Genomic DNA, 22,510 nt, shown 5'->3' on the forward strand with positions numbered 1-22,510 from the left:
TCAATAAATAGTAAAACCGCCTGAACGCGGCCGGTTTCCGGAGCGCGGCCGCATGGTCGACAAGGCATTCGGAGACGAAAATGCCGCAAGACATCAGCCGTGAACCCACCATCGCCGTGCTCCTGCCTTGCTACAATGAGGAGCTGACCATCGCCGAGGTGGTGCGGCGGTTCCGCGAGACGCTGCCTGCGGCAACCATCTATGTCTACGACAACAATTCGAAGGATCTGACGGCCCTGCGCGCCCGCGCGGCCGGCGCCATCGTGGTTCGCGAGCCGCGCCAGGGCAAGGGCAATGTGGTGCGGCGCATGTTCGCCGACATCGACGCCGAGATCTATCTGATGGCCGATGGCGACGGCACCTACGCGCCCGAGGACGCGCCGCAACTGATCAACACGCTCTTGACCGAACGTTGCGACATGGTGGTGGGCACCAGGCGCGGCGTCACCGACGATGCCGGCCGCGCCGGCCATGCCTTCGGCAACCGTGTCTTCAACAGCCTCTACAAATGGCTGTTCGGCGACGATTTCACCGACATCTTCTCCGGCTACCGCGTCTTCACCAGGCGTTTCGTCAAGAGCTTTCCCGCCGTGTCCGGCGGCTTCGAGATCGAGACCGAAATGTCGGTGCACGCCTCGCAGCTCAAATTGCCGGTCAGCGAAATTGCGCTCGACTACGGACGCCGGCCGGAAGGCTCGTCGTCGAAGCTGTCGACCTTCCGCGACGGCGCCAGGATCCTGTGGATGTTCGCCATGCTGATGAAGGAGACGCAGCCGCTGCGCTTCTTCGGCGCCTTTTCGCTGTTCTTCCTGGCTTCGAGCCTGTTCCTGATGGCGCCGGTGCTGGTCGAATTCGCCGAAACCGGCCTTGTACCGCGCATGCCGACATGGGTGCTTTCGGTCGGGCTGCTGCTTCTGTCCATGCTGGCGGCGGTGACCGGACTGATCCTTGATTCGGTCTCGCGTGGGCGCGCCGAACAGAAACGTATCTTCTATCTCTCCATGCCTTCGGGCCGGGTCGAGCGCCGCACGGGCGATGTGGTTCAGAAGCCGGAACGGGGCAAGGCTTCGCGCGCGGCCTGAACGATGCAACGCGTCGTCCGCTTTGTCGTCGCAGGCGGCATCGGTTTCGTCGCCGACGCGGCGGCGCTGTGGCTGCTGCTCGCCGCCACGCCGCTCGGGCCCTTCGTCAGCCGCATGCTCTCGATCGGCTTCGCGCTCTGCGTCACCTGGCAGATCAACCGGCATCTGACCTTCTCGCCGTCGAGCAGGGGAGTGACACAGGAAGGCGCCCGCTATGGCGGCGTCGGCGTCGCCACCAGCATCGTCAACTACGCCGTCTACTCGGCGATCCTGCTGGTGCTGCCGGCGGCGCCACCACTGGGCGCGCTTGCCATCGCATCGCTGGTGGCCATGACGCTGTCCTTCCTGGGTTACTCGCGGCTGGTCTTCGACCGTTAGCGGCGTGGCCCGATTGGCAGAAGGCGCCGCGACCCTTATATCGCATGCGTTGACTGCGTTGGGGATCCGCCATGAAGCTCAAAATCGCCGTCCAGATGGACCATGTCTCCACCGTGTCGATCGCCGGCGACACCTCGTTCGCGCTGTCGCTCGAAGCGCAGCGGCGCGGCCATCAATTGTTCCACTACACGCCAGACCGGCTGTCGCTGCGCGACGGCAAGGTGTTTGCCCGCGTCGAGGAGATGCAGGTGCACGACGAGAAGGGCAGCCACTACTCGCTGGGCGAAAAGGTGCGCACCGACCTGTCGGAGATGGACGTCATCCTGCTGCGCCAGGATCCGCCCTTCGACATGAACTACATCACCACGACCCATATCCTCGAGCGCATCCATCCGAAGACGCTGGTCGTCAACGACCCGGCTTGGGTGCGCAACAGCCCGGAAAAGATCTTCGTCACCGAGTTTCCCGATTTGATGCCGGACACGCTGATCACCAAGGATCCGCTCGAGGTGGCCGCCTTCCGCAAGGAGTTCGGCGACATCATCGTCAAGCCGCTCTACGGCAATGGCGGCGCCGGCATCTTCCATCTGCTGGAAGCCGACCGCAACCTCGCCTCGCTGCTCGAAATGTTCGGCCAGCTGTTCCGCGAGCCCTATATCGTGCAGCGCTACCTGAAGGATGTGCGCAAGGGTGACAAACGCATCATCCTGATCGACGGCGAGCCGGTCGGCGCCATCAACCGGGTACCGGCCGAGCACGATTCCCGCTCCAACATGCATGTCGGCGGCCGCGCGGAGAAGACCGAGCTGACCGAACGCGAGCGCGAAATCTGCGCCCGCATCGGACCGTCGCTGAAAGAGCGCGGCTTCATCCTGGTCGGCATCGACGTCATCGGCGACTACATGACCGAAATCAACGTCACCTCGCCGACCGGCGTGCGCGAAGTGCAACGCTTCGGCGGCGCCGACATCGCCAGCCTGTTCTGGGACGCCGTCGAAGGCAAACGCGGGAAATAGCGCCTATATCCTACGATGGTCGGGCATACTGTTCGGCGCTCATGACTTCGATGCAGACGAAGCGTTCGTTGCCTTCCACCCAGGCGTCGTGGCCCGGCGGAATTGTATAGGATGTGCCCTGCTCGAAGGTTTTCTGGGTTCCGTCATTCATTTTGACGGTGATGGTTCCCGAGACGACGTAGCCGACATGCGAAACCTGACAACTGTCTGTCTTGACCACCGGCTTCACGCATTCGGACCATTTCCAGCCCGGCTCCATGTTGAGCCGGCCCAACGTATAGCCGGGAAGACGCACCACTTCGACGCGCGTCTTGTCCGGCGTGCGAACTTCATCCGGGCTGTTGTGAGACTTGGACGCTAATTTGGTGACTTCCACACCGGCCATGTCATCCTCCCTGTACTCGACGCGGAGCCTGACGTGCGATTGTCGGAACCGCGACCGGATTCATATCCCATTTGGAGTCGGCATACAATTATAAGCAGTTTCTAAAATGCCTGTTGACTGTGCCCGCTCCTCTCCGGCGGCGCCGGGCCGAACAGCCTGTTTTCATTTTGTCTTAACCATGTTCCGCTTTCTGCAACCGCATACAAGCGCTGTGCAACCGGGGCGGTTACAGGTTCCGGAGGTGTTCCGGGTTTGATCGGGGCTGTCGGTCAGCGATAGCAGGCGGTCGCCCCGCCTGCTCGACCAGCGTGGGCTGTCCGACCATCTCAAGCGCGATATCGGCATGCTCGACGGCCACGCGCCTTATGGCAGTATCCGCTGAGCGCAATCTGGCGGACAGGGACAGGAGGGAACGATGAATATACCGGCGAAAACCCTGGCGCAGAGCCGCCGGACGATCGAGTCGTATGAGGACTACGCGGTCCGTTATGACGAGATTGTCGGGCATATTCCCCACCCGAACGACCGGACCGCGCTCGAGCGCGCCGCAGCGATCGCCGGGCCGGGCGGCCAAGTCCTGGAGATCGGATCCGGACCGGGCCGCGATGCGGATTTCCTGGAGGGCCTTGGCGTCAAGGTCCGCCGAACCGACGCCACGCGGCGCTTTCTCGAACTGCAGGCGGCGCGCGGCAAGACCGGCGAACGCCTCGACGTGATCACCGACGAGCTTGGCGGTCCCTACGACGCGGTGGTGGCGCTCGCCGTGCTGATCCATGTGCCTCGCGACCAGATCGACCAGGTCCTGGCGAAGATTGCGCGTTCATTGCGGCCCGGCGGTGCCTTTGTCGTCTCGATGCGCGACGGCGACGGCGAAACGGGCGGCAGATACCTTACGGTCGACTGGCGCAAGGACGCCTTCGCCGCGCGCATCGAGGCCGCCGGCATGGAGCTTGTCAGCCACAGCTTCCGCGTCGGCAGGAAGCAGCGGGGATGGAACACCTTCCTGGCGGTGAACAGCGCGCGCTGACCGACCGTTTCCGGCGCGGGTTGCCGCGCGTTCGCCCTCATCCCGTGCCGCTCAATCCGGGGCGTTGCGAACACTGGAAGACCCGCGCACAAGGCAACAGGCTGACACGGACGACAGTGACCCCATCCGACGGTATGCACCCGTTTGCCTTTGTTCTTGTATTGTTCTTGCCTAAGCCTGAAATCTGTGGTTGTCTTGAGCTGACGTCGCTCGCGGATTGTTCACAAGGGCTGGGGCGAGCCGGCATCGGGGGCAGAATATGGTGGCGCGGGTTCGTACGGTCGCTTTCCAGGGCATCGAGGCCGTGCCGGTCGACGTGCAGGTGATGATCGCGCCCGGCAAGGTCAACATGCACATCGTCGGCCTGCCGGACAAGGCGGTGGCCGAGAGCCGCGAGCGGGTCCAGGCGGCCCTTCATGCTTCCGGCCTGTCGATGCCGTCGAAAAAAGTAACGATCAATCTGGCGCCCGCGGATTTGCCCAAGGAAGGCAGCCACTACGATCTGCCGATCGCGCTCGGCCTGATGGCGGCCCTCGGCGCCATTCCGGGCGACATGCTGGCCGGCTATGTCGTGCTCGGCGAGCTGTCGCTCGACGGCACGATCACCGCGGTCGCCGGTGCGCTGCCGGCGGCGATCGGTGCCAATGCCGAGGGCAAGGGCCTGATCTGCCCCTTCGCCTGTGGGCCGGAAGCGGCCTGGGCGGGGCGGGAATTCGACATTCTGGCGCCGCGCAGCCTGATTGCCATAGCCAACCATTTTCGCGGTACGCAGGTGCTGTCGCGCCCCGAGGCCGGCATCCACGCCTCGGCGCGCGACCTGCCCGACCTCGCCGACATCAAGGGCCAGGAGACGGCGAAACGGGCGCTGGAAGTCGCGGCAGCCGGCGGCCACAACCTCCTGATGATCGGTCCGCCGGGCTCGGGAAAATCGATGCTGGCGCAGCGTCTGCCGTCGATCCTGCCGCCGCTGGCGCCGAAGGAATTGCTCGAAGTCTCGATGATCGCCTCGGTGGCCGGCGAGCTCGGGGAAGGCAAGCTGACCGACCGGCGGCCGTTCCGCGCCCCGCACCATTCGGCCTCGATGGCGGCGATGGTGGGCGGCGGCATACGCGCGCGGCCGGGCGAAGTGTCGCTCGCCCATCACGGCGTGCTATTCCTCGACGAGTTCCCCGAATTCACGCCGCAGACGCTCGATGCGCTGCGACAGCCACTTGAGACCGGCGACTGCATGATCGCGCGCGCCAACCACCGCGTCACCTATCCGGCACGCATCCAGCTGGTGGCGGCGATGAACCCGTGCCGCTGCGGGATGGCCGGGGAACCCGGCTATCGCTGCCTGCGCGGCGAGCGCTGCCGCACCGACTACCAGGCGCGCATCTCAGGCCCGCTGCTCGACCGCATCGATCTTCGCATTGAAGTGCCGGCGGTATCGGCCAGCGACCTGATCCGGCCCGACCGGGCGGAAAAGAGCGCCGATGTGGCGCTGCGCGTCGGCCGCGCCCGCACCCTCCAGCGCGAGCGCTTCGAACGGCTCGGCGTCAGCAGCGCCACCACCAACGCGCATTGTTCTCCCGCAGTCATCGAAGCGATCGCCATGCCGGATGCCGCCGGCCTGTCGCTGCTCAAGGACGCCAGCGAAAAACTCGCCTTTTCCGCACGGGCCTACCACCGGGTGTTGAAAGTGGCCCGCACGCTCGCCGATCTCGACGCCAGCGAGGCTGTCGGCCGCATCCATCTGGCCGAAGCGATTTCTTATCGGATGAGTGCGGAGCGCATGGCGCAGGCGGCGTAGGCCCGATGCTCGCGACGCGCTTCGTGGGGTGGGCGAGCGCGGTTTGGAGCCTAGATCTGGCTATCTCCGTACGAATGTAAAAGGTTAATTATCGAACTTCTGTTAGCTGCCTGCTTTAGCGCTCGAAGCGTTCGGATCATGGCGCGGCCTTGACGGCTGGTTGGCGCCCAGCCGTCACTAAGTTCTCGCAGGTTTTGCAACATGCCCTCTTCGAGAAGCAGCATCGACGGACTTCGGACCGACCAACTGGACGGCCTCAGATTTCTGGCGTTTGCCATGGTGTTCTTCTTCCATTTTCCCGCGCCCGCTGAATACGTTTCGGTCGTCATGGTTCAGAGACAGGGATGGGTCGGGGTCGAGATATTCTTTGCCCTATCCAGTTTCCTGCTCTTCCGGCTGTTTGAACAGGAGCAGGCCAGAGCAGGAAGAATTTCCATCTCGCAATTCTTCGTACGAAGGCTGCTGCGCATCTATCCGCTGATGGTGCTCTTTCCGCTCGCGATGCTGCTCGTCTACGACACTCTGAATCCCGCTGCCTATGGATGGCTTCTTGGTCTGGCCTCGTTTGTCGGCAACTATATCGACTGGTTCCCGGAGAACGGAGGAGCCATTAGATACACAAGCCAACTCTGGTCGCTGCCCTACGAATTCCAGATCTATCTCTTTCTGCCCTTTCTGTTCCTCATGTATCTCAGCATCGGCAAGCGCGCCCTTGCCGCCGGCCTCCTCTGCATTCTGCCATTGTGCCTACTTGGGCGCGTGGCGTTTGCCTTGAGCGGAATGTCATTTCAAACGATCTACATGACGCCGCTGCTGAGACCTGAATCGACAATCGTCGGCATTCTCATCGCAATGGGCCTGACCAGGAAATTCCCGCTGCCGCTGGTCGCGGCTGTATTTCTCTTGAGCGGGATCGGGCTGGTTTTCCTGCCCTATATCCACACGCCCCTCGGATCGGTTCTGGCCTACCTCCCGGCCGGGCTTTTTGCCGGCTCGCTGCTTCACATCGCGCTCTACGCGCAAAACGTCGCCCGCCTGCTGCGCTGGCCACCGCTGGCCTATCTTGGGACGATTTCCTTCGGCCTTTACGTTTTCCACGCCTGGTCATTTGATCAAGGCAAGGCCCTGCTCCAACTGACCCACATTCCGGAAAACTACGCCACCACCTGCCTGGCAGGTCTGGCACACTGTGTTCTGGCGGCAACGCTAAGCTACCGTGTCCTGGAGCAGCCGCTTCTCCGGCTGAAGCCACGTCGCAGCCATCCTGAACCCGTCCAAGACGATGCGGTGGCGGCAAACGCGTGATCTTGCACAGCTACGGCGCATCTGCGGCGGACCATGCCGAGATGGCGCGCCAGCTCAGCCCTGTCTTGCCTTCAGCTCCAGCCGCCGCTTATGCAGTACCGGCTCGGTGTAACCATTTGGCTGGCTCGTCCCCTTGAACACCAGGTCGCAGGCGGCCTGGAAGGCGATGGAATTGTCGAAATCCGGTGCCATCGGCCGGTAGAGCGGATCGCCGACATTCTGCAGATCGACGATCGCGGCCATGCGCTGCAGTGAATCCCTGACCTGGATTTCCGAGCAGACCTTGTGGCGCAGCCAGTTGGCGATGTGCTGCGAGGAGATGCGCAGCGTGGCGCGGTCTTCCATCAGGCCGACATCGTTGATGTCGGGAACCTTGGAGCAGCCGACGCCCTGGTCGATCCAGCGCACGACATAGCCCAGAATGCCTTGCGCGTTGTTGTCGAGCTCGCGCTGGATTTCGTCGGGCGTCCAGTTCGGCCGCACGGCCACCGGCACCGAGAGGATGTCGTCGAGTTTCGCCTTTGGCCGGCTCTTCAGCGCCGCCTGGACGGCGTGGACATCGACCTTGTGATAGTGCGTGGCGTGCAGCGTCGCCGCCGTCGGCGAGGGCACCCAGGCGGTGTTGGCGCCGGCCTTGGGATGGGCGATCTTCTCGACCAGCATGGCCGCCATCAAATCGGGCATCGCCCACATGCCCTTGCCGATCTGGGCATGGCCGGCGAGCCCGCATTCGAGACCGGTGTCGACATTCCAGGCCTCGTAGGCGGAAATCCACGCGGCCTGCTTCATGTCGCCCTTGCGGATCATCGGGCCGGCTTCCATCGAGGTGTGGATCTCGTCGCCGGTGCGGTCGAGGAAGCCGGTGTTGATGAAGACAACGCGCTCCTTCGCGGCGCGGATCGCCTCCTTGAGATTGATCGTGGTGCGCCGCTCCTCGTCCATGATGCCCATCTTGATGGTGTTTGGGGCCATGCCGAGCAGGGCTTCGACACGGTCGAAGATTTCGACAGCGAAGGCGACTTCCTCCGGCCCGTGCATCTTCGGCTTCACCACATACATCGAGCCGGCGCGGGAGTTCATCCGCCGCCCCTTCGGTCCGACGTCGTGCAGCGCGATCAGCGCCGTCATCGCCGCGTCCATGATGCCTTCCGGCACCTCGCTGCCGTCGCGGTCCAGCATCGCCGGATTGGTCATGAGGTGGCCGACATTGCGCACCAGCATCAATGAGCGGCCAGGCACGGTCAGCGTACCGCCGGCGGGCGCGGTGTAGACGCGGTCGGGGTTGAGCTTGCGGATAAAACTCTTGCCGCCCTTGCTGATCTCTTCGGCCAGGTCGCCCTTCATCAGGCCGAGCCAGTTGCGGTAGACGGCGACCTTGTCCTGCGCATCCACAGCCGCGACCGAATCCTCGCAATCCTGGATGGTGGTCAGCGCCGATTCCAGGATGACGTCGGCGATGCCGGCCGGATCGGTGCGGCCGATCTGGTTGGCGCGGTCGATCAGGATTTCGACATGCAGTCCGTTTTTCACCAGGAGCACGGCTTGCGGGTTGGCGGCGTCACCGCGATAGCCGACGAATTGTTTGGGATCGGCCAGCGTCGTCGAGCCGGCGCCGGCGCTGAGCTTCAGGGCGCCATTGGCAGTGGACAGGCCGTTCACCCCTGCCCATTTGCCAGAGGTGAGCGGCACCGACTGGTCGAGAAAATCCTTGGCCCAGGCGATGACCTTGGCGCCGCGCGCCGGGTTGAACCCCTTGCCCTTCTGCGCGCCATCGGTTTCGGGAATGGCGTCGGTGCCGTAGAGCGCGTCGTAGAGCGAGCCCCAGCGCGCATTGGCGGCGTTCAGCGCATAGCGCGCGTTCATCACCGGCACGACGAGCTGCGGTCCGGCGACGACGGCGATTTCCGGATCGACATTTTCAGTCGACACGCTGAAGGCCGGCCCTTCCGGAACGAGATAGCCGATCTCCTTCAGGAACGCCTTGTAGGCGTCCATGTCGATGGGCGCGCCATTGTCGCGGTACCAGCCGTCGAGCTTTTCCTGCATGGCGTCGCGTTTTGCGAGCAGCGCCCGGTTCTTGGGTGCGAGATCATGGACGATGGCCGAGAAGCCGTTCCAGAAGTGCGCCGCTTCGATGCCGGTGCCGGGTAGCGCTTCGTCGACGACGAAGTCATGCAGCTCGCGGGCAATGCGCAATCCGGCGATCTCGATGCGATCGGTCATCAGGCTACTCCAGATGAAAGCTTTGCGGGGCGTTTGGCATGTTTGGGGTTGCGGGGTCAATTCAGCTCAGGGAAGAATGCGCCCTCAAACCGCGATCCTTGGCCTGCCCGAGGCCACCGCCACGACATGCGCTTCGATGAACATACGTTGGGCCTCCACTGTCGAGACCCGGAACTCGGTCGCGACGTCGATCTCGGCGCTGTCGGTGCCGGCATCAAGGGCCCGCTGGGCGACAATGGCGCGCACGTCGGCCTCGGCGGCTGCTATCGCCGCCGCCTCGTCGAGGAAATCGCGCACCGTTTCACCTGAAGCCAGGCGAAACAAACCCTCCTTGGGCTGGCTGACGCGCGCCTCGGCCGAGACCCTGACCTGGCCGACGACGGCACCGAGCGCGTTGGCGACATCGGTATCCCGGGGCACCACGCACTCGTTGCCGACCAAGGGCGCCAGGCCGGCGTAATGCAGGGGAGCCGAAGCGCCGAGCCCGATGACCGGCCGGTCGAGCGCGACGCTGAGGCGGGCGATGCCGGGGTGGGCGTCGACGGCGCGCTGGACAAGCGCGTGCGCCACGGTCGCCGCGCCGTCGAGCCCGTCCTCGGCAAAGGCGGTTTCCAGGATGTATTCGGCCGACCAGCGCGTCAGCGTCACCAGCACCCGCTCCGAGATTGCTTCCGGGGAGGGCGCGATCGCCTGGCCACGGCCATCGCGCCTGCGGGCGAACAGTTCGGCGCCAAGGCGGGCAGCGGCGGCATCCCAGTTCGCCTGCTTGCCAAGCACATGCGCGGCGTCCGACGGCGTGAAGCCTGAGATATGCACCAGCCCGCGCGAAACCAGCCGGTTCAGCGTGGCATTCTGGGCATTCGAGGTCAGCAGCCTGTCGAGGGCAAGCGGCGTCGCGCCGATCGCCTCGTAGAGCTTCGCCTCGGGTGCGGTCAGCCCCGCGGCGAGCCGGTCCGGCACGCCGGTGCGGACCGCAAAGCGGCCGTCCATGCGGCCGGTGTTGGGGGCGCGCAACTGGCGTTCGAGTTCCGCCGTCACCGCCTCGCCATGCGCCATGCCGGCCAGCGCCAGCGGCACCAGGCGGCGCGGCCCAAGCAGGATCTTCGGATTGAGCGCGCCATCCTCCAGCGTCACCTCGGAATCGCCGCCGAGGCCGAAAGTGCGCATGGCCACCGCCTCGACCATGGTGCGGAAGCCGCCGACGGTGGCGCCTTCCGGATCGAGCCGCGGCCGGCCGCCATCGAGCACAGCGACATCCGTGGTGGTGCCGCCGATGTCAGAGACCACCGCGTTATCGAGCCCGGTCATGTGGCGGGCGCCGACCAGGCTGGCGGCGGGACCGGAGAGGATCGTCTCGATCGGCCGCTGGCGGGCAAACGCCGCCGAAACCAGCGCCCCATCGCCGCGCACCGCCATCAGGGGAGCGGCAATGTTGCGCGCCTGAAGGAACCCCTCGGTCGCCGCCACCAGCCGGTCGATCATCGAGATCAGCCTGGCATTGAGCAGCGTGGTGAGCGCACGGCGTGGCCCGCCGAGCTTGGCCGACAGTTCGTGGCTTGATGTGACCGGCAGGCCGGTCCTGTCGCGGATCAGCTCGCGGGCGGCGATCTCATGCGCGGGATTGCGGGTGGCGAAATAGGCGCAGACGGCAAAGCCGGACACCGACGCGCCGAGTTCCGGCAGCATCGCTTCCAGCCCGGACAGGTCGAGCTTTGCCGCGTTGCCGTGCACATCATGGCCGCCGGAACAAAACACCACCGGGTCGGTGCCGAGTGCCGTCTTCAGCCCATCGCGGGCAAGATCGACCTCGGAAAAGCCGATCATGACCAGCGCCACCCGGCCGCCCTGTCCCTCGACCAGCGCGTTGGTGGCGAGCGTCGTCGACATCGAGACCAGTTTGATGTCAGCCGGATCGGTGGCCGCCTTTTCCAGCACCGCGTCGACGGCACCCGAAATGCCGACGGCCAGATCATGCCGCGTGGTCAGCGCCTTGGCTTTGGCCAGCACCTTGCCCTTGTTCGGCCCCTCTTGCGGACCTTCAGTCTCGGACCACAGCACGGCATCGGTGTAGGTGCCGCCGGTGTCGATGCCGAGGAAGAGAGGGGCGGGCTTGGATTTGGCGGTCATTTTGGGGCGAAAGTCCGGGGAAATGGTTTGGTTGCCTGCCCTTAGCCGATACGGGCTTGCGGATAAAGCCGGGAGAGATGGGCCAAGGGACGCGGCACTGGCGCGGTGGAGAATTTATTGAAAGGTCGGCGTGAGGCGCCCCCCTCTGTCCTGCCGGACATCTCCCCCTCAAGGGGAGATTGGCAGTCTCAGCACCGGCACTGGCCCAGCAACGTTGGCGATAGGCGAAACCCGGCGTGGCAGCTGATCTCCCCACCTGAGGGGGAGATGCCCGGCAGGGCAGAGGGGGGCGCCTCGCGCCAACGCAGCTATCCCACAAACCCAACCTTCTTATGACTGCCATCGCAGAACGGTTTGTTCGCCGAGTGGCCGCAGCGGCACAGGAAGACCTTGGTGGCGCGGTCGACCGTGTGGCCGGTGCCGGTGACGATCTCGACATTGCCTTCGAGCTTGAGCGGGCCGTTGGTGGTAGGCGTCGCCTTCAGTGGGCCGTCACGGGCCTCCAGTGCGGGCGTGTCCTTCAGCGCCGGTTCGCCGGTGGCGGCAAAGCCCGCCTTGATATGGCTGTTGTCGCAGAACGGCTTGTTCTGCGAGGCGCCGCAGCGGCAGAGCGTGGCGCGGAAGAATGTCTCGTCGCCAAGCACGATCTCGGCATGCACCGCCAGCGGACCGTTTTCGCGCAACCGCACGGTGTTGACCACAGGCGGCTTTTCCTGCGGTCCGCCATCCTTGCGCATATAGGTGATGGCGCCCGAGGGGCAATTCTCGGCCAGCGCGACGATCTTTTCGACGCTGGCCGCCTCGGGATGGATCCATTGGCCCGGCGCGTTGGGCACGAAGACATTTGGGTCGCCGAGCACGCAATTGCGCGAGTGGATGCAGCGTTTGCCGGAAAATCCGACGTCGATCTTGTCGCTTTCGACCATACCGGCCATTGGCGTGCTCCCTGTGTGCCTGGAGCACACCGCGCCTGAATGCACGCGGCGTGCCTTGGGTGTTTGGGCTATGGTCCCCCAGCGGGAAACCCGTCAAGCTGGCAAACCGGTCAGGGGACCAGATCGATCTCCTCGGTCTCGCCGCCGCTACAGGTATAGCAGCAATCCTCGCATTTTTCCTTGTTGCCGGGGCCGACGCCCCAATAGGTGCCTTCGTCGCCGTCGACCCAGGCGCCGTAGCAGATCGATTCGCCTTCATTGCAGGATATCGGCAGCTGCTTGGTCTCGCCGTCATCGAGATAGAAATCCTTGCCATCGCCGGGCCAGACATAGTCGCGGTCCTGGCTGTAGAGCTCGAGGCGCATGGCGTTGGGATGGCTGTTCTTGACGGCGAAGGTGACGTCGCCGGCATGGGCGGTCGATACAAACAGGACGGCAAGCGAAAACGCGGCGGCGAGCCGGCGCGCTGATGTGAAAGACATGAAAACCCCCGATGTAGAATCGGCCCCCACGGCCGATGGGGGATCATGGCACGACGCGGGCGGGCACTAAAGGGATGATGCCGGCAATCCCGTCCAAATCATCGCGGCATTTCGCCTTATCGCTGCCAGAAGGGCAGTTTGGCGATTTCTTCCTCGACCTGTGGCGTCGTCAAACCGATGTCGTCGATCAGATGCGGACTGACCTCCGACATTCGCTTGAGGTCCCAGCGAAAGCGTGTCCGCTCGCGCCAGGCCGCTATGGTGTTTCGCAAGACCGCCAGGTGCCGACGCGGCGCTTGCGTGGGACTTGCGGGCTGCCGCACTGCCGGCGGAACCGAAACAAGGATATGATTCATGACAACCTCCGTGGGGGCGGACTTCTAGGCCCTCGAACTGAAAGAGGTTGCATTCTGCGGGACGCGAACGCCGCCGTAATTAAGGCCCGCCAAATAGTTCTCAAAAGTTCCAAACGGGCGTCTAACTCTTTGTTTTCGCGCAATTCCTGCAGGGAAAGCGCTATGCGCTTCTCCGGGGCAAACCGCTTCGCACTTTTCCTGGAATTGCTCTATAGATGCGCCATGCAGGGAGAGCGCTTTGCCTTTGGCCCGTTCGTGCTCGATGCCGGTGCGGGAACGCTGCTCCGGCACGACGTCCCCGTGGCCATCGGTTATCGCGGGCTGAAGCTGCTCGCGGCGCTGGTCGCAAGGGCCGGCGAAATCCTTGAGAAGGCCGAACTCATGGATGCTGCGTGGCCCGGCATGGCCGTCGAGGAAGGCAACCTCACCGTCCAGATCGCGCAATTGCGCAAGCTGCTCGGTCCGCCCGGCATTGCGGGTGAAGGAGGCGGTGAATGGATCGCCACCGTTCCGCGCGTCGGCTACCGCTTCACGGGAGCCGTCGAACAGCTCGCCGGCGCCAAGCGAAAACCGTTGCCGCTGCCTGACAAACCATCGATCGCGGTGCTGCCCTTCGTCAATTTCAGCAACGATGCCGGGCAGGACGCTTTCTGCGACGGCTTGACCGAAGACCTGATCACCGACCTGTCGAGGATCTCCGGCCTGTTCGTCATCGCGCGCAATTCGACCTTTGCCTACAAGGGAAGGGCGATGGATGTGCGCGAGATCGCCAGGGAACTTGGCGTCCGCTACCTGCTGGAGGGCAGCGCGCGGCGTGACGCGGGGCGCGTGCGCATCAACGCACAGCTGGTCGACGCGGCGAGCGGCGACCATCTCTGGGCGGAACGCTTCGACCGCGGCCTGGACGATATCTTCGCCGTCCAGGACGAGGTGACCGCCAAGATCGTGGAGGCGTTGCTCGGCCGGCTGCGCGCGCCGCCGCCACGCAACCGGCCCACCAATCTCGATGCCTACGATCTGTGCGTGCGGGCGCGCAAGCTGATCGACGATTCGCCGCAGACGGCACGGGAAGCGCATCTGATGCTGACGCGCGCGGTTGCGCTCGACCCCGACTACGCCGAGGCCTATCGCTGGCTCGCCATGAACCACTGGATGGGATGGGTGCACTGGGGCGAGCCGATCGACCCCAACCGCCGCATTGCCCTGGACCTGGCGCGCAAGGCGGTCGCGATCGATCCGAACGATGCCGGCTGCCACTGGGTGCTCGGCAATTTGCTTGCCTATGAGCATGATTTCGCCGAGTCGGATGCCGAATTCGCCAGGGCGTTCGAACTCGACCCCAACGAGGCCGATGCCTGGGCGACATTGTCCGATATAACGACGCTCGCCGGGCGGGTGGAGGAGGGCCTGCAGCAGATCCGCAAGGCGTTCCGGCTGAACCCGTTTCCGGCAAGCTGGTACTATCTGACGCTCGGCCAGGCGCAATATGCGGCGCGCGACTACGCTGCCGCCGTCGAGACGCTGCGCCGGGACGAGACCTACCGCACCAGCTCACGCCGCTTTCTTGCGGCAAGCCTTGCGCAACTTGGCCGGCTCGACGAGGCGCGCGCGGAGGTCGAGCTGTTCCTCGTCGGCAATCCGCATTTCACGACCCGCCACTGGGTGATGACCGAGCCGTTCCGCGACGACGCGACGCGTGAGCATTTCATCGAGGGCTTCCACAAGGCCGGCCTTCCAGACTGACGCGCCGGAATGACCGCCTGCACTGGATCCCCGATCACGGCACCAGGTCGATCGTCTCGGTCGTGTGCTCCACGCAGATGAAACAGCAGGTATCGCAGGGCTGGTCGTTGTCTGGCCCGACGCCGGCGGAAATCTTGTCGTTGCCGTCGACCCAGGCACCATAGCAGATGCGTTCGCCCTGGTTACAGGAGATCGGCACCGATTTCTGCGAATCCGGATCGACAAGGAACACCTTGTCGTTGCCCGGCCAGACGGTCTCACGGTCGCGGCTGAACAGCTCGACCGCGACCGCCTCCTTGCGCAGGTTCTTGACGAAAAAGGCCATGTCGGCGGCATCGGCCGAATTGGCCAGGACCAGAGCCGCCAGCGCAACCATGCGAAACAGCGTCACCGCCGACCTCCCCCGAATCATCGCGGGCAGGTTCGCACGGCCGCCCGGAACTAGGAAGACACGCGGCCCTCCGCAGTGATCTCACGCCCCAGCCTCACCGCTTCACGCACCAGCAGATCGAGATCGTCGCGGCGGGTGCGATGATTGGTGATCGCCACACGCAGCCAGTGCTCGCCATGCACGGTGGTGTCGGAGAGTGCCGCGATGCCTTGTTCCTGCAGCCGCAGCATGATCTCGGTGTTGAGCGCCTTCAGCGCTTCGCCCGCCAAACCGGGTTGGTAGCGGAAGCAGACGATGTTGATGGTCGGCGCTGCCGCCAGCTCCAGCGAAGGCTCGGCCTCGATCAGCCCGGCCAGATAGGAGACCTGCGCGATGTTCTGGTCGATCAGGCGGCCGAATTTTTCGACGCCATGCTCCTTCAGCGCCATCCACACTTTCAGGGCGCGAAAGCCGCGCGAGGTCTGCAGGCCATAGTCGTGCAGCCATTCGCCGGATGCGAGGCCGCGCGGCGTCGATTCCAGGTATTCCGGCGTCACCGCGAAGGTCCGGCGGTGCGCTGTGGCATCCCTGACCAGGGCACAGCCGACCTCGAACGGCGCGTGCAGCCATTTGTGCGGATCGAGTGCGATCGAATCGGCCCATTCGATACCGGCAACGCGGTGGGCGTTTTGCGGCGCGATCGCGATCAGCGCGCCAATACAGCCATCGACATGGAACCAGAGGCCTTCCTCGTGCGCGAGTTTGGCAAGCGCCCTGAGGTCGTCGATCGCGCCGGTGTTGACCGTGCCGGCATTGCCGATGACGCAGGCCGGCTTGAAGCCGGCTGCCCGGTCCTCGGCGATCGCCGCGCGCAAGGCGTCGATGTCGATGCGCAGCCCGGCATCCGTCGGGATGCGGCGCAGCGCCCGGTTGCCGAGCCCGAGCGCTTCCATCGCCTTGCGATGGCAGGAATGGATCTGGTCCGAGCCGTAGAAGCGCAGCGGTTTTTCGATGGCGGCGACGCCGTGTTCGCGCACATCGATGCCGGCCTTGACATTGCGCGCTACGGTCAGCCCGATGATATTGGCCATCGAGCCGCCGCTGACCAACGTGCCGGAGGCCGACGCCGGAAAGCCCAGCATCTCCTTGCACCAGTCCACCACCTGGTTGTCCATCAGCCCGGCGGCGTGGTTGCCGCCGCCGAGATTGGAGCCCTGGATCGCCGCCAGGAAATCGCCGAGCGCGCCGGTGAAGTTGCTCGACCCCATGTACCAGGACCAGAAGCGCGGATGGATGTTGCCCATGGGGTAGGACATCACGGTGCGCGAGACCTCGCCGTAGACGGCGGCAAGCGGTGCAGGCGAGCGCGGCAACGGGGCGGTGAAGAAGTCCCGCACATCGGCCGGCATCTCCCGCCACACCGGGCGGTCGCGCACGTCGCGCAGATAATCGACGGCATCGTCGACGACCCGGTGCGACAAGGCCTGCACATCGGCCCAGTCGGGGTCAAGGGTTTCCTCGGCCACCATGCCGACGGTTTCTCGCGCGATGTCCATGACTGCCTCCGTCAAGCCGCCGGAAACTGGCAGCCGGGCGTCGAGCGCGACAGCGCCAGCTCGTCGGCATCCATTTCGGCCTCGATGCCGTCGAACAGCGGTGTCGACATGTAGCGCTCGCCGGTGTCGGGCAACATGCACAGGATCACCGATCCCGCCGGCGCCTTCTCCGCGACCTGCCGCGCCACGGCGAAGGTGGCGCCGCCGGAAATGCCGGTGAAGATGCCTTCCTTCTGGGCTAGCGCCCGCGCCCATTTGATGCCCTCTGGCCCTGCGATCGGCATCACTTCGTCATAAAGGCTGGTTTCGATCGCCTCCTGCAGGACATTGGGGATGAAGTCCGGCGTCCAGCCCTGGATCGGGTGCGGCTCGAAGGCCGGGTGGCTGGCGGCGGGGGCGCCATCGGCACCGCGCAGCTGCGCCTTGCCGCTGCCGATCAGTTGCGCGTTGGCCGGCTCGGAGAGCACGATGCGGGTATCGGGCCGTTCGCGGCGTAAGACTCGCGCCACGCCGACGACGGTGCCGCCGGTGCCATAGCCGGTGACGAAGCAGTCGAGCCGCGAGCCGGCGAAATCGTTGATGATTTCGCGCGCGGTCGTCGCCTCGTGGATGGCGGCATTGGCGGCCGTCTCGAACTGGCGGGCGAGGAACCAGCCATTGGCCTCGGCCAGCTCGACCGCCTTCTTGTACATGCCAAAACCCTTTTCGGCGCGCGGCGTCAGCACCACCTTGGCGCCGAGCATGCGCATCAGCTTGCGGCGCTCGACCGAAAAGCTGTCGGCCATGGTGACGACCAGCGGATAGGCTTTTTGCGCACAGACCATGGCGAGGCCGATGCCGGTGTTGCCGCTGGTCGCCTCGACCACGGTCTGGCCCGGCTTCAGCGCGCCGCTGCGTTCGCCCTCCTCGATGATGTTGAGCGCCAGCCGGTCCTTCACCGAGGCGCCCGGGTTGAAGAACTCGGCCTTGACGTAGATGGTCGCATGGGCCGGCGCGAGATTGTTGATGCGCACCGCCGGCGTGTCGCCGACAGTGTCGAGAATGCTGTCGAACAGGCGGCCGCGCCCGGCGGTGGTCCTGATTTTCTGTTTGTTCAACATTGTTGATCTCCTCGATCGTGTTCATTTTCACGGACCGGTTACGAACCGGCGGCCCGGGCGGCGAGCTTTCGAGACCTTGCCGCGCTAGGACTGACATTGCCGGCGATGCGGCAATGACCGCTGCCGGCGCGAAATTCGCCGCCGGATGCGCCAGATCGTGTTTGGTGATAAAGCAGGGGCCGACAGGCCAGCGTGGGAGCAGGCGTGGAAACGGACGTGGAATCCGCACCATCGAGCCAGGACGGCGGTATGCCGGGCCTGTCCGTGCGCCTGCTCGGCCAATTGGCGATCACGCGTAACGGTATTCCGATGGGACTGCCGGCCTCGCGCAAGCTGCGGGCGCTGCTTGCCTATCTCGTGCTGGCGCCGCACCCGGTGGGGCGCGGCCGCCTGTGCGAACTTCTGTGGGACGTGCCCAACGATCCGCGAGGCGAGCTGCGCTGGTGCCTGAGCAAGTTGCGCGGCGCTCTCGACACGCCCGACCGGCGCCATGTCCGCACGCAGGACGATATGGTCGCGCTCGATCTCGGCGGTTGCCTTGTCGATGCGTTGGAGATCAGCCATGCCGCCGCGCACGGGATCGACGCGCTCGATGCGGAGCGGTTGCGAGCGCTGGCAGAACTCTTCGCCGGCGATTTTCTCGACGGGCTGGAACTCGAACGCAATCCGCACTTCAACAGCTGGCTGATCGGCCAGCGCCGCCGCTTCCGGTCCGTCCACGCGGCGGTGCTGGAACGGCTCGTCGCGAGCCTGCCCGCTGATTGCGACGAGGGGATCACGCATCTCGACAAATGGGTGGAACTCGCGCCTTTCGACGAGCGCGCGCATACGACGCTGCTGGCGAGCCTCGCCCGGCGCGGCGAGATCGCCGCGGCCGAGGAGCATCTGGCGGGGGCGGCACAGCTGTTCCAGTCGGAAGACCTGGATTTCGCGCCGCTGCGGACAGCCTGGCGCATGATCCGCGACCAGCAGTCGGCTGCCTCGCCGCGGCCACAGCCAGCCTGCCAGTCCACAGCATCGCAATTGATGACACCTAGTCCGCCCGACTCCGGTCTACTCGACTCCGGTCCACTCGAGCCGAGCCATGCGTCGCTGGCGGTGATGCCGTTCGTCGAGGAATCCGGCCTGCGCGGCGGGCTGGCCGACGGCCTCACCCACGACATCATCACCCGTCTCGCCAAGCTGCGGGATTTCTTCGTCATCGCGCGCGGATCGGTGTTCGCACTGGCCGACAAGGGCATCGCACCCGAAGAGGCCGGTCGCCGGCTGAAGGTCGACTATTTCGCCACCGGCACGGTGCGCAGCATGGCCGGCCGCCTGATCGTCAGCGTCGAACTCGTCGAGGTGCGTACCGCCAGGATCGTCTGGGCCGAGACCTTCGAGCACCGTCCGGACGACATTTTTGCCGTGCTCGACGACATCGGCGACAGCATCGTGTCGTCGATCTCGGTGGAGGTCGAGACCGTCGAGCGTAACCGAGCCCTGCTGAAGGCGCCCAACTCGCTCAACGCCTGGGAGGCCTACCACCGCGGCCTCTGGCACATGTATCGCTTCACGCAGGCCGAGAACGAAACGGCGCGGCATTTCTTTGCCAGGGCCTTGCAGCTCGATCCGACCTTCGCCCGCGCCTATGCCGGCCTGTCCTTCACCCATTGGCAGAACGCCTTCCAGCGCTGGGGCGACCGCGACCGGGAAAGCGCGCTGGCTTTCGAGAGCGCCGGCCAGAGCCTGCTGGTCGACGACCACAATCCGGCCGCGCACTGGGCAATGGGGCGGGCGCTGTGGCTGCGCGGCGAACAGGAGGGCTCACTCGGCGAACTGGAACAGGCGGTGAAACTCAGCCCCAATTTCGCACTCGGCCACTACGCGCTGTCCTTCGTCCATTCGCAGTCGGGCGACCCGAAGGCGGCAATAAGCTCCTCAGACCATTCGCGCCATCTCAGCCCGTTCGACCCGCTGCTGTTCGGCATGCTGGGTGCGCGGGCGATGTCGCATGTCCGGCTCGGCCAGTTCGAGGAGGCAGCCGTATGGGCGCTGAAGGCAGCGGCGCGGCCGAACGCGCACGCCATCATCCTGGCGATCGCGGCACATTGCCTGGCGCTGGCGGGGCGGCTCGACGAGGCGCGCGGCTTTGCCGCCGCGATCCGCAAGACGTTGCCGGATTACCGCGCCGACGATTTCATCGGCACGTTCCGCTTCGAGCCCGACGCCGAAGCGTTGTTCCGGCAAGGCGCCAGGCGGATCGGGCTCGGCTGATTTCAGGCTTGAATCGCCTGCATTAACGAAGTCGGCAGGAGTTGCTTAACCGTTCACGGCTATGTGACCTCCGGGGGGCCATGGCAAAGTGAGTATGATGAGCAACAGCCCCGACAAGCGCAGCGAATGGCGCGCCATTCTTCATATTCAGGCCCGCGTCGCCGTGCTGTTCGTTCCGGTCGTGGCCAGCCTGCTGCTCATCGCCGCCCTTGCCGGCAACGATCGCAAGTCCGTTCCCGATGTCGACCGGACTATTACCGGGTCGGTGCGATAGATCAGGCCGAACCCGCTTTTCCCAGCTCGCCGAAGCACTCAGTAAAATCGCGGGATCGGTCCGTTCTGCGGGGTGGTACGGTCGCCGAGGTCGAGAAAGATCTCGTCGACATAACACCAGCCCCAGCCTTCCGGCGGGTCATAGCCCTCTATGACGGGATGGCTGGTGGCATGAAAATGCTCGGTGGCGTGGCGGTTGGGGGAATCGTCGCAGCAACCGACATGGCGGCAGGTGCGGCAGAGCCGCAGATGCACCCACCACGAGCCGCTCTTCAGGCATTCCTCGCAGCCGAGCGCGCTCGGCGTCACGTCCTTGATCCCAGCCGCGTGTCTGCACTCGTCCGCCATCACACTCCCCCGACCAGTTGAGGCGCGTCGGCATGGCTGCCTTCCCGCGCAAGAAATGCATGCAATGCGGCCACCACCTGAGCGCCTTCGCCGACAGCCGCCGCGACGCGTTTGACGGAGCCGGAGCGCACGTCGCCGATGGCGAACACGCCGCTGCGGCTCGTCTCCATCAGGCCATGCGCCGATGCTATGTCCGATCCGGTGCGGATGAAACCCCTGGCATCCAGCGCCACGTCGGATTGGGCGAGCCAGTCGGTATTCGGGTCGGCGCCGATGAACAGGAAGAGATGGCGGATCGGCCGCGTCGTCGAGGCGCCGCTCGAGCGGTCGCGCCAGCGGACCGTGGCAAGATTGCCTTCCTCGCCGTCCAGCGCCTCGACCTCGGTGCCGGTCAGCACCTCGATGTTCGGCTGCGCCCTGATGCGCTCGACGAGGTAACGCGACATCGAGGCTTCGAGACTGCCGCCACGCGCCAGCAGCGCCACTTTCCCGACATGGCTGGCCAGGAAGACGGCCGCCTGGCCAGCCGAATTGCCGGCGCCGACCAGTGCCACTTCCTGGCCGCCGCAAAGCCGTGCCTCGATGGGCGAGGCCCAATAATGCACGCATGTGCCCTCGAACTCGGCGAGATTGGCGACATCGAGGCGGCGATAGCGCGCGCCGCTGGCGATCACCACCGAGCGCGTGCGCACCGTCTCGTCGTCGCCGACGGCAAGCTGGTAGCGCGCGCCGTCGGTGGCGGCACCGAGCAGCTTCACCTCGTCGGGAATGACCATCTCGACGCCGAATTTCTGCGCCTGGTTGTAGGCGCGCGCCATCAGCGCCATGCCGGTAATGCCCGTGGGGAAGCCGAGATAGTTCTCGATGCGCGCCGAGGCGCCCGCCTGCCCGCCGAAGGCTCGGCAATCGAGCACGATGGTCGACAGGCCTTCGGAGGCCGCGTAGACCGCCGCCGCCAGCCCGGCCGGTCCAGCGCCGACAATGGCGACGTCATAGACCTTGCTGGCGTCGACCGGCCGTAGCAGGCCGATGCAGCGGGCGAGGTCTTTCTCCGCGGGATTGAGCAGCAGCCTGCCGTTCGAGCACAGCACGACCGGCAAATGGTGGGGATCGACATGGAAGTGCTCGAACAGGGTCTTCGCGCAAGGATCGGTTTTGGAATCGAGCACGCGGTGGGGCTGGCCGCTGCGGGCGAGAAAACCCTGCAGGCGAAGGACGTCGCCATTGTCGGCCGGTCCGACGATGATCGGACCGATCGTGCCGCTCTCGAGCAGCCCGACGCGGCGCAGGATCAGCGCCCGCATGATGCGCTCGCCGAGATTGGCCTCCTGCACCATCAGGTCGCGCAACCTCTGCGAGGAGATGACGAACGCCTGCACCGGCTCGGCCGCCTGCGCATTGACCAGCGCGGGACGGGCCGAAAGCTGCGCCAGCTCGCCGACGAAGCTGCCCGGACCATGGGTGACGATCGTCTCGCGCCGGCCGAGCTTGCCGTCCTGCGTGATGTCCACCTTGCCCGACAGGACGACGATCAACCCCGGAGACACATCGCCGGCCTCGAAAATGTGCTCGCCGGCGGCATAGGCGCTAGCCTCACCGAACCGGCGCATGCGATCGATGTCCGCCTCGGCCAGCGCTGGAAAGGCCTGGTCGCGGCGGGCGCCGAAGATCGCGGCGGCGGATTGAGACATGGGAGCGAGCGTAGCGAAGCAGGAGCGCGGTTTGAAGCGGTTTGTGTGGGGACTGGCCAGGAGGG

At 65.3% G+C, this 22,510-nt stretch carries 20 protein-coding genes; 9 read left to right on the plus strand and 11 right to left on the minus strand.

Annotated features, from left to right (window positions below):
• The first annotated feature begins 80 nt into the window (after nt 1-80).
• From M653_RS0106070 to gshB, 3 genes are all read left to right on the plus strand, one after another.
• Complete coding sequence (locus tag M653_RS0106070; protein ID WP_027142520.1) at nt 81-1,082, plus strand: glycosyltransferase; 1,002 nt, start codon at nt 81-83, stop codon at nt 1,080-1,082.
• Between the two features lie 3 nt (nt 1,083-1,085).
• Nucleotides 1,086-1,460, plus strand: coding sequence for a GtrA family protein (locus M653_RS0106075; RefSeq protein WP_027142521.1), 375 nt, complete (start codon nt 1,086-1,088; stop codon nt 1,458-1,460).
• 71 nt (nt 1,461-1,531) lie between these two features.
• Complete coding sequence (gshB, locus tag M653_RS0106080) at nt 1,532-2,476, plus strand: glutathione synthase (protein WP_027142522.1); 945 nt, start codon at nt 1,532-1,534, stop codon at nt 2,474-2,476.
• A 10-nt stretch (nt 2,477-2,486) separates the two neighbouring features.
• On the opposite strand, the gene M653_RS0106085 is transcribed toward gshB, so the two are convergent.
• Nucleotides 2,487-2,861, minus strand: coding sequence for a cupin domain-containing protein (locus M653_RS0106085; RefSeq protein ID WP_027142523.1), 375 nt, complete (start codon nt 2,859-2,861; stop codon nt 2,487-2,489).
• A 415-nt stretch (nt 2,862-3,276) separates the two neighbouring features.
• Here M653_RS0106085 and M653_RS0106090 point away from each other — a divergent pair, with 415 nt between their 5' ends.
• The 3 genes from M653_RS0106090 (at nt 3,277) to M653_RS0106100 (ending at nt 6,985) form a co-directional block, all read left to right on the plus strand.
• On the plus strand, nt 3,277-3,888 hold the full coding sequence (locus tag M653_RS0106090) for a class I SAM-dependent methyltransferase (protein WP_027142524.1): 612 nt from the start codon (nt 3,277-3,279) through the stop codon (nt 3,886-3,888).
• A 259-nt stretch (nt 3,889-4,147) separates the two neighbouring features.
• Nucleotides 4,148-5,680 carry a YifB family Mg chelatase-like AAA ATPase gene (locus tag M653_RS0106095; protein WP_027142525.1) on the plus strand — a complete coding sequence of 511 codons (1,533 nt, stop codon included), beginning with the start codon at nt 4,148-4,150 and terminating at the stop codon, nt 5,678-5,680.
• A gap of 201 nt (nt 5,681-5,881) precedes the next feature.
• Nucleotides 5,882-6,985 carry an acyltransferase gene (locus M653_RS0106100; protein ID WP_032935037.1) on the plus strand — a complete coding sequence of 368 codons (1,104 nt, stop codon included), beginning with the start codon at nt 5,882-5,884 and terminating at the stop codon, nt 6,983-6,985.
• A gap of 54 nt (nt 6,986-7,039) precedes the next feature.
• Here M653_RS0106100 and M653_RS0106105 read toward each other — a convergent pair whose 3' ends face one another.
• The 5 genes from M653_RS0106105 to M653_RS0106125 form a co-directional block, all read right to left on the minus strand.
• Nucleotides 7,040-9,208 (minus strand): malate synthase G, encoded by a 2,169-nt coding sequence (locus M653_RS0106105; protein ID WP_027142527.1) that lies wholly within the window; start codon nt 9,206-9,208, stop codon nt 7,040-7,042.
• An 84-nt stretch (nt 9,209-9,292) separates the two neighbouring features.
• A complete protein-coding gene (locus M653_RS0106110; protein WP_027142528.1) occupies nt 9,293-11,335 on the minus strand; it encodes a hydantoinase/oxoprolinase family protein in 2,043 nt (680 codons plus the stop codon).
• A gap of 308 nt (nt 11,336-11,643) precedes the next feature.
• Entirely contained in the window at nt 11,644-12,270 is a 627-nt protein-coding gene (locus M653_RS0106115) for a CDGSH iron-sulfur domain-containing protein (protein ID WP_027142529.1), read from the minus strand.
• A 110-nt stretch (nt 12,271-12,380) separates the two neighbouring features.
• On the minus strand, nt 12,381-12,752 hold the full coding sequence (locus tag M653_RS0106120; protein ID WP_027142530.1) for a hypothetical protein: 372 nt from the start codon (nt 12,750-12,752) through the stop codon (nt 12,381-12,383).
• Nucleotides 12,753-12,868: 116 nt separating this feature from the next.
• Nucleotides 12,869-13,108, minus strand: a complete 240-nt coding sequence (locus M653_RS0106125; RefSeq protein WP_027142531.1) for a DUF1127 domain-containing protein — start codon at nt 13,106-13,108, stop codon at nt 12,869-12,871.
• A 222-nt stretch (nt 13,109-13,330) separates the two neighbouring features.
• Here M653_RS0106125 and M653_RS0106130 point away from each other — a divergent pair, with 222 nt between their 5' ends.
• A complete protein-coding gene (locus M653_RS0106130; protein WP_027142532.1) occupies nt 13,331-14,851 on the plus strand; it encodes a winged helix-turn-helix domain-containing protein in 1,521 nt (506 codons plus the stop codon).
• 34 nt (nt 14,852-14,885) lie between these two features.
• Here M653_RS0106130 and M653_RS0106135 read toward each other — a convergent pair whose 3' ends face one another.
• The 3 genes from M653_RS0106135 to M653_RS0106145 are packed head-to-tail and all read right to left on the minus strand — an operon-like array spanning nt 14,886 to nt 17,877.
• Nucleotides 14,886-15,242: a hypothetical protein gene (locus tag M653_RS0106135; protein ID WP_027142533.1), complete on the minus strand. Its 357-nt coding sequence runs from the start codon at nt 15,240-15,242 to the stop codon at nt 14,886-14,888.
• Between the two features lie 50 nt (nt 15,243-15,292).
• Nucleotides 15,293-16,777, minus strand: a complete 1,485-nt coding sequence (locus M653_RS0106140; RefSeq protein ID WP_027142534.1) for an aspartate aminotransferase family protein — start codon at nt 16,775-16,777, stop codon at nt 15,293-15,295.
• An 11-nt stretch (nt 16,778-16,788) separates the two neighbouring features.
• Nucleotides 16,789-17,877 (minus strand): pyridoxal-phosphate dependent enzyme, encoded by a 1,089-nt coding sequence (locus M653_RS0106145; RefSeq protein WP_027142535.1) that lies wholly within the window; start codon nt 17,875-17,877, stop codon nt 16,789-16,791.
• A gap of 249 nt (nt 17,878-18,126) precedes the next feature.
• On the opposite strand from M653_RS0106145, the gene M653_RS0106150 reads away from it, so the two are divergent.
• Together M653_RS0106150 and M653_RS01000000132125 are read left to right on the plus strand one after the other, a co-directional pair.
• Nucleotides 18,127-20,133, plus strand: a complete 2,007-nt coding sequence (locus tag M653_RS0106150; protein ID WP_051442609.1) for a BTAD domain-containing putative transcriptional regulator — start codon at nt 18,127-18,129, stop codon at nt 20,131-20,133.
• A 97-nt stretch (nt 20,134-20,230) separates the two neighbouring features.
• The gene (locus tag M653_RS01000000132125; RefSeq protein WP_198028721.1) at nt 20,231-20,407 is read left to right on the plus strand and encodes a hypothetical protein; all 177 of its coding nucleotides are present in this window, start codon (nt 20,231-20,233) and stop codon (nt 20,405-20,407) included.
• A gap of 38 nt (nt 20,408-20,445) precedes the next feature.
• Here M653_RS01000000132125 and M653_RS0106160 read toward each other — a convergent pair whose 3' ends face one another.
• Both M653_RS0106160 and M653_RS0106165 read right to left on the minus strand, forming a co-directional pair.
• The gene (locus M653_RS0106160) at nt 20,446-20,754 is read right to left on the minus strand and encodes a UBP-type zinc finger domain-containing protein (RefSeq protein WP_027142537.1); all 309 of its coding nucleotides are present in this window, start codon (nt 20,752-20,754) and stop codon (nt 20,446-20,448) included.
• The gene (locus M653_RS0106165; protein ID WP_027142538.1) at nt 20,754-22,445 is read right to left on the minus strand and encodes an FAD-dependent oxidoreductase; all 1,692 of its coding nucleotides are present in this window, start codon (nt 22,443-22,445) and stop codon (nt 20,754-20,756) included. The genes M653_RS0106160 and M653_RS0106165 overlap by 1 nt, the downstream gene beginning before the upstream one ends.
• Nucleotides 22,446-22,510 lie beyond the last annotated feature (65 nt).

It is taken from the genome of Mesorhizobium sp. WSM3626, from assembly GCF_000513935.1.
Classification (GTDB): Bacteria; Pseudomonadota; Alphaproteobacteria; order Rhizobiales; family Rhizobiaceae; genus Mesorhizobium; species Mesorhizobium salmacidum.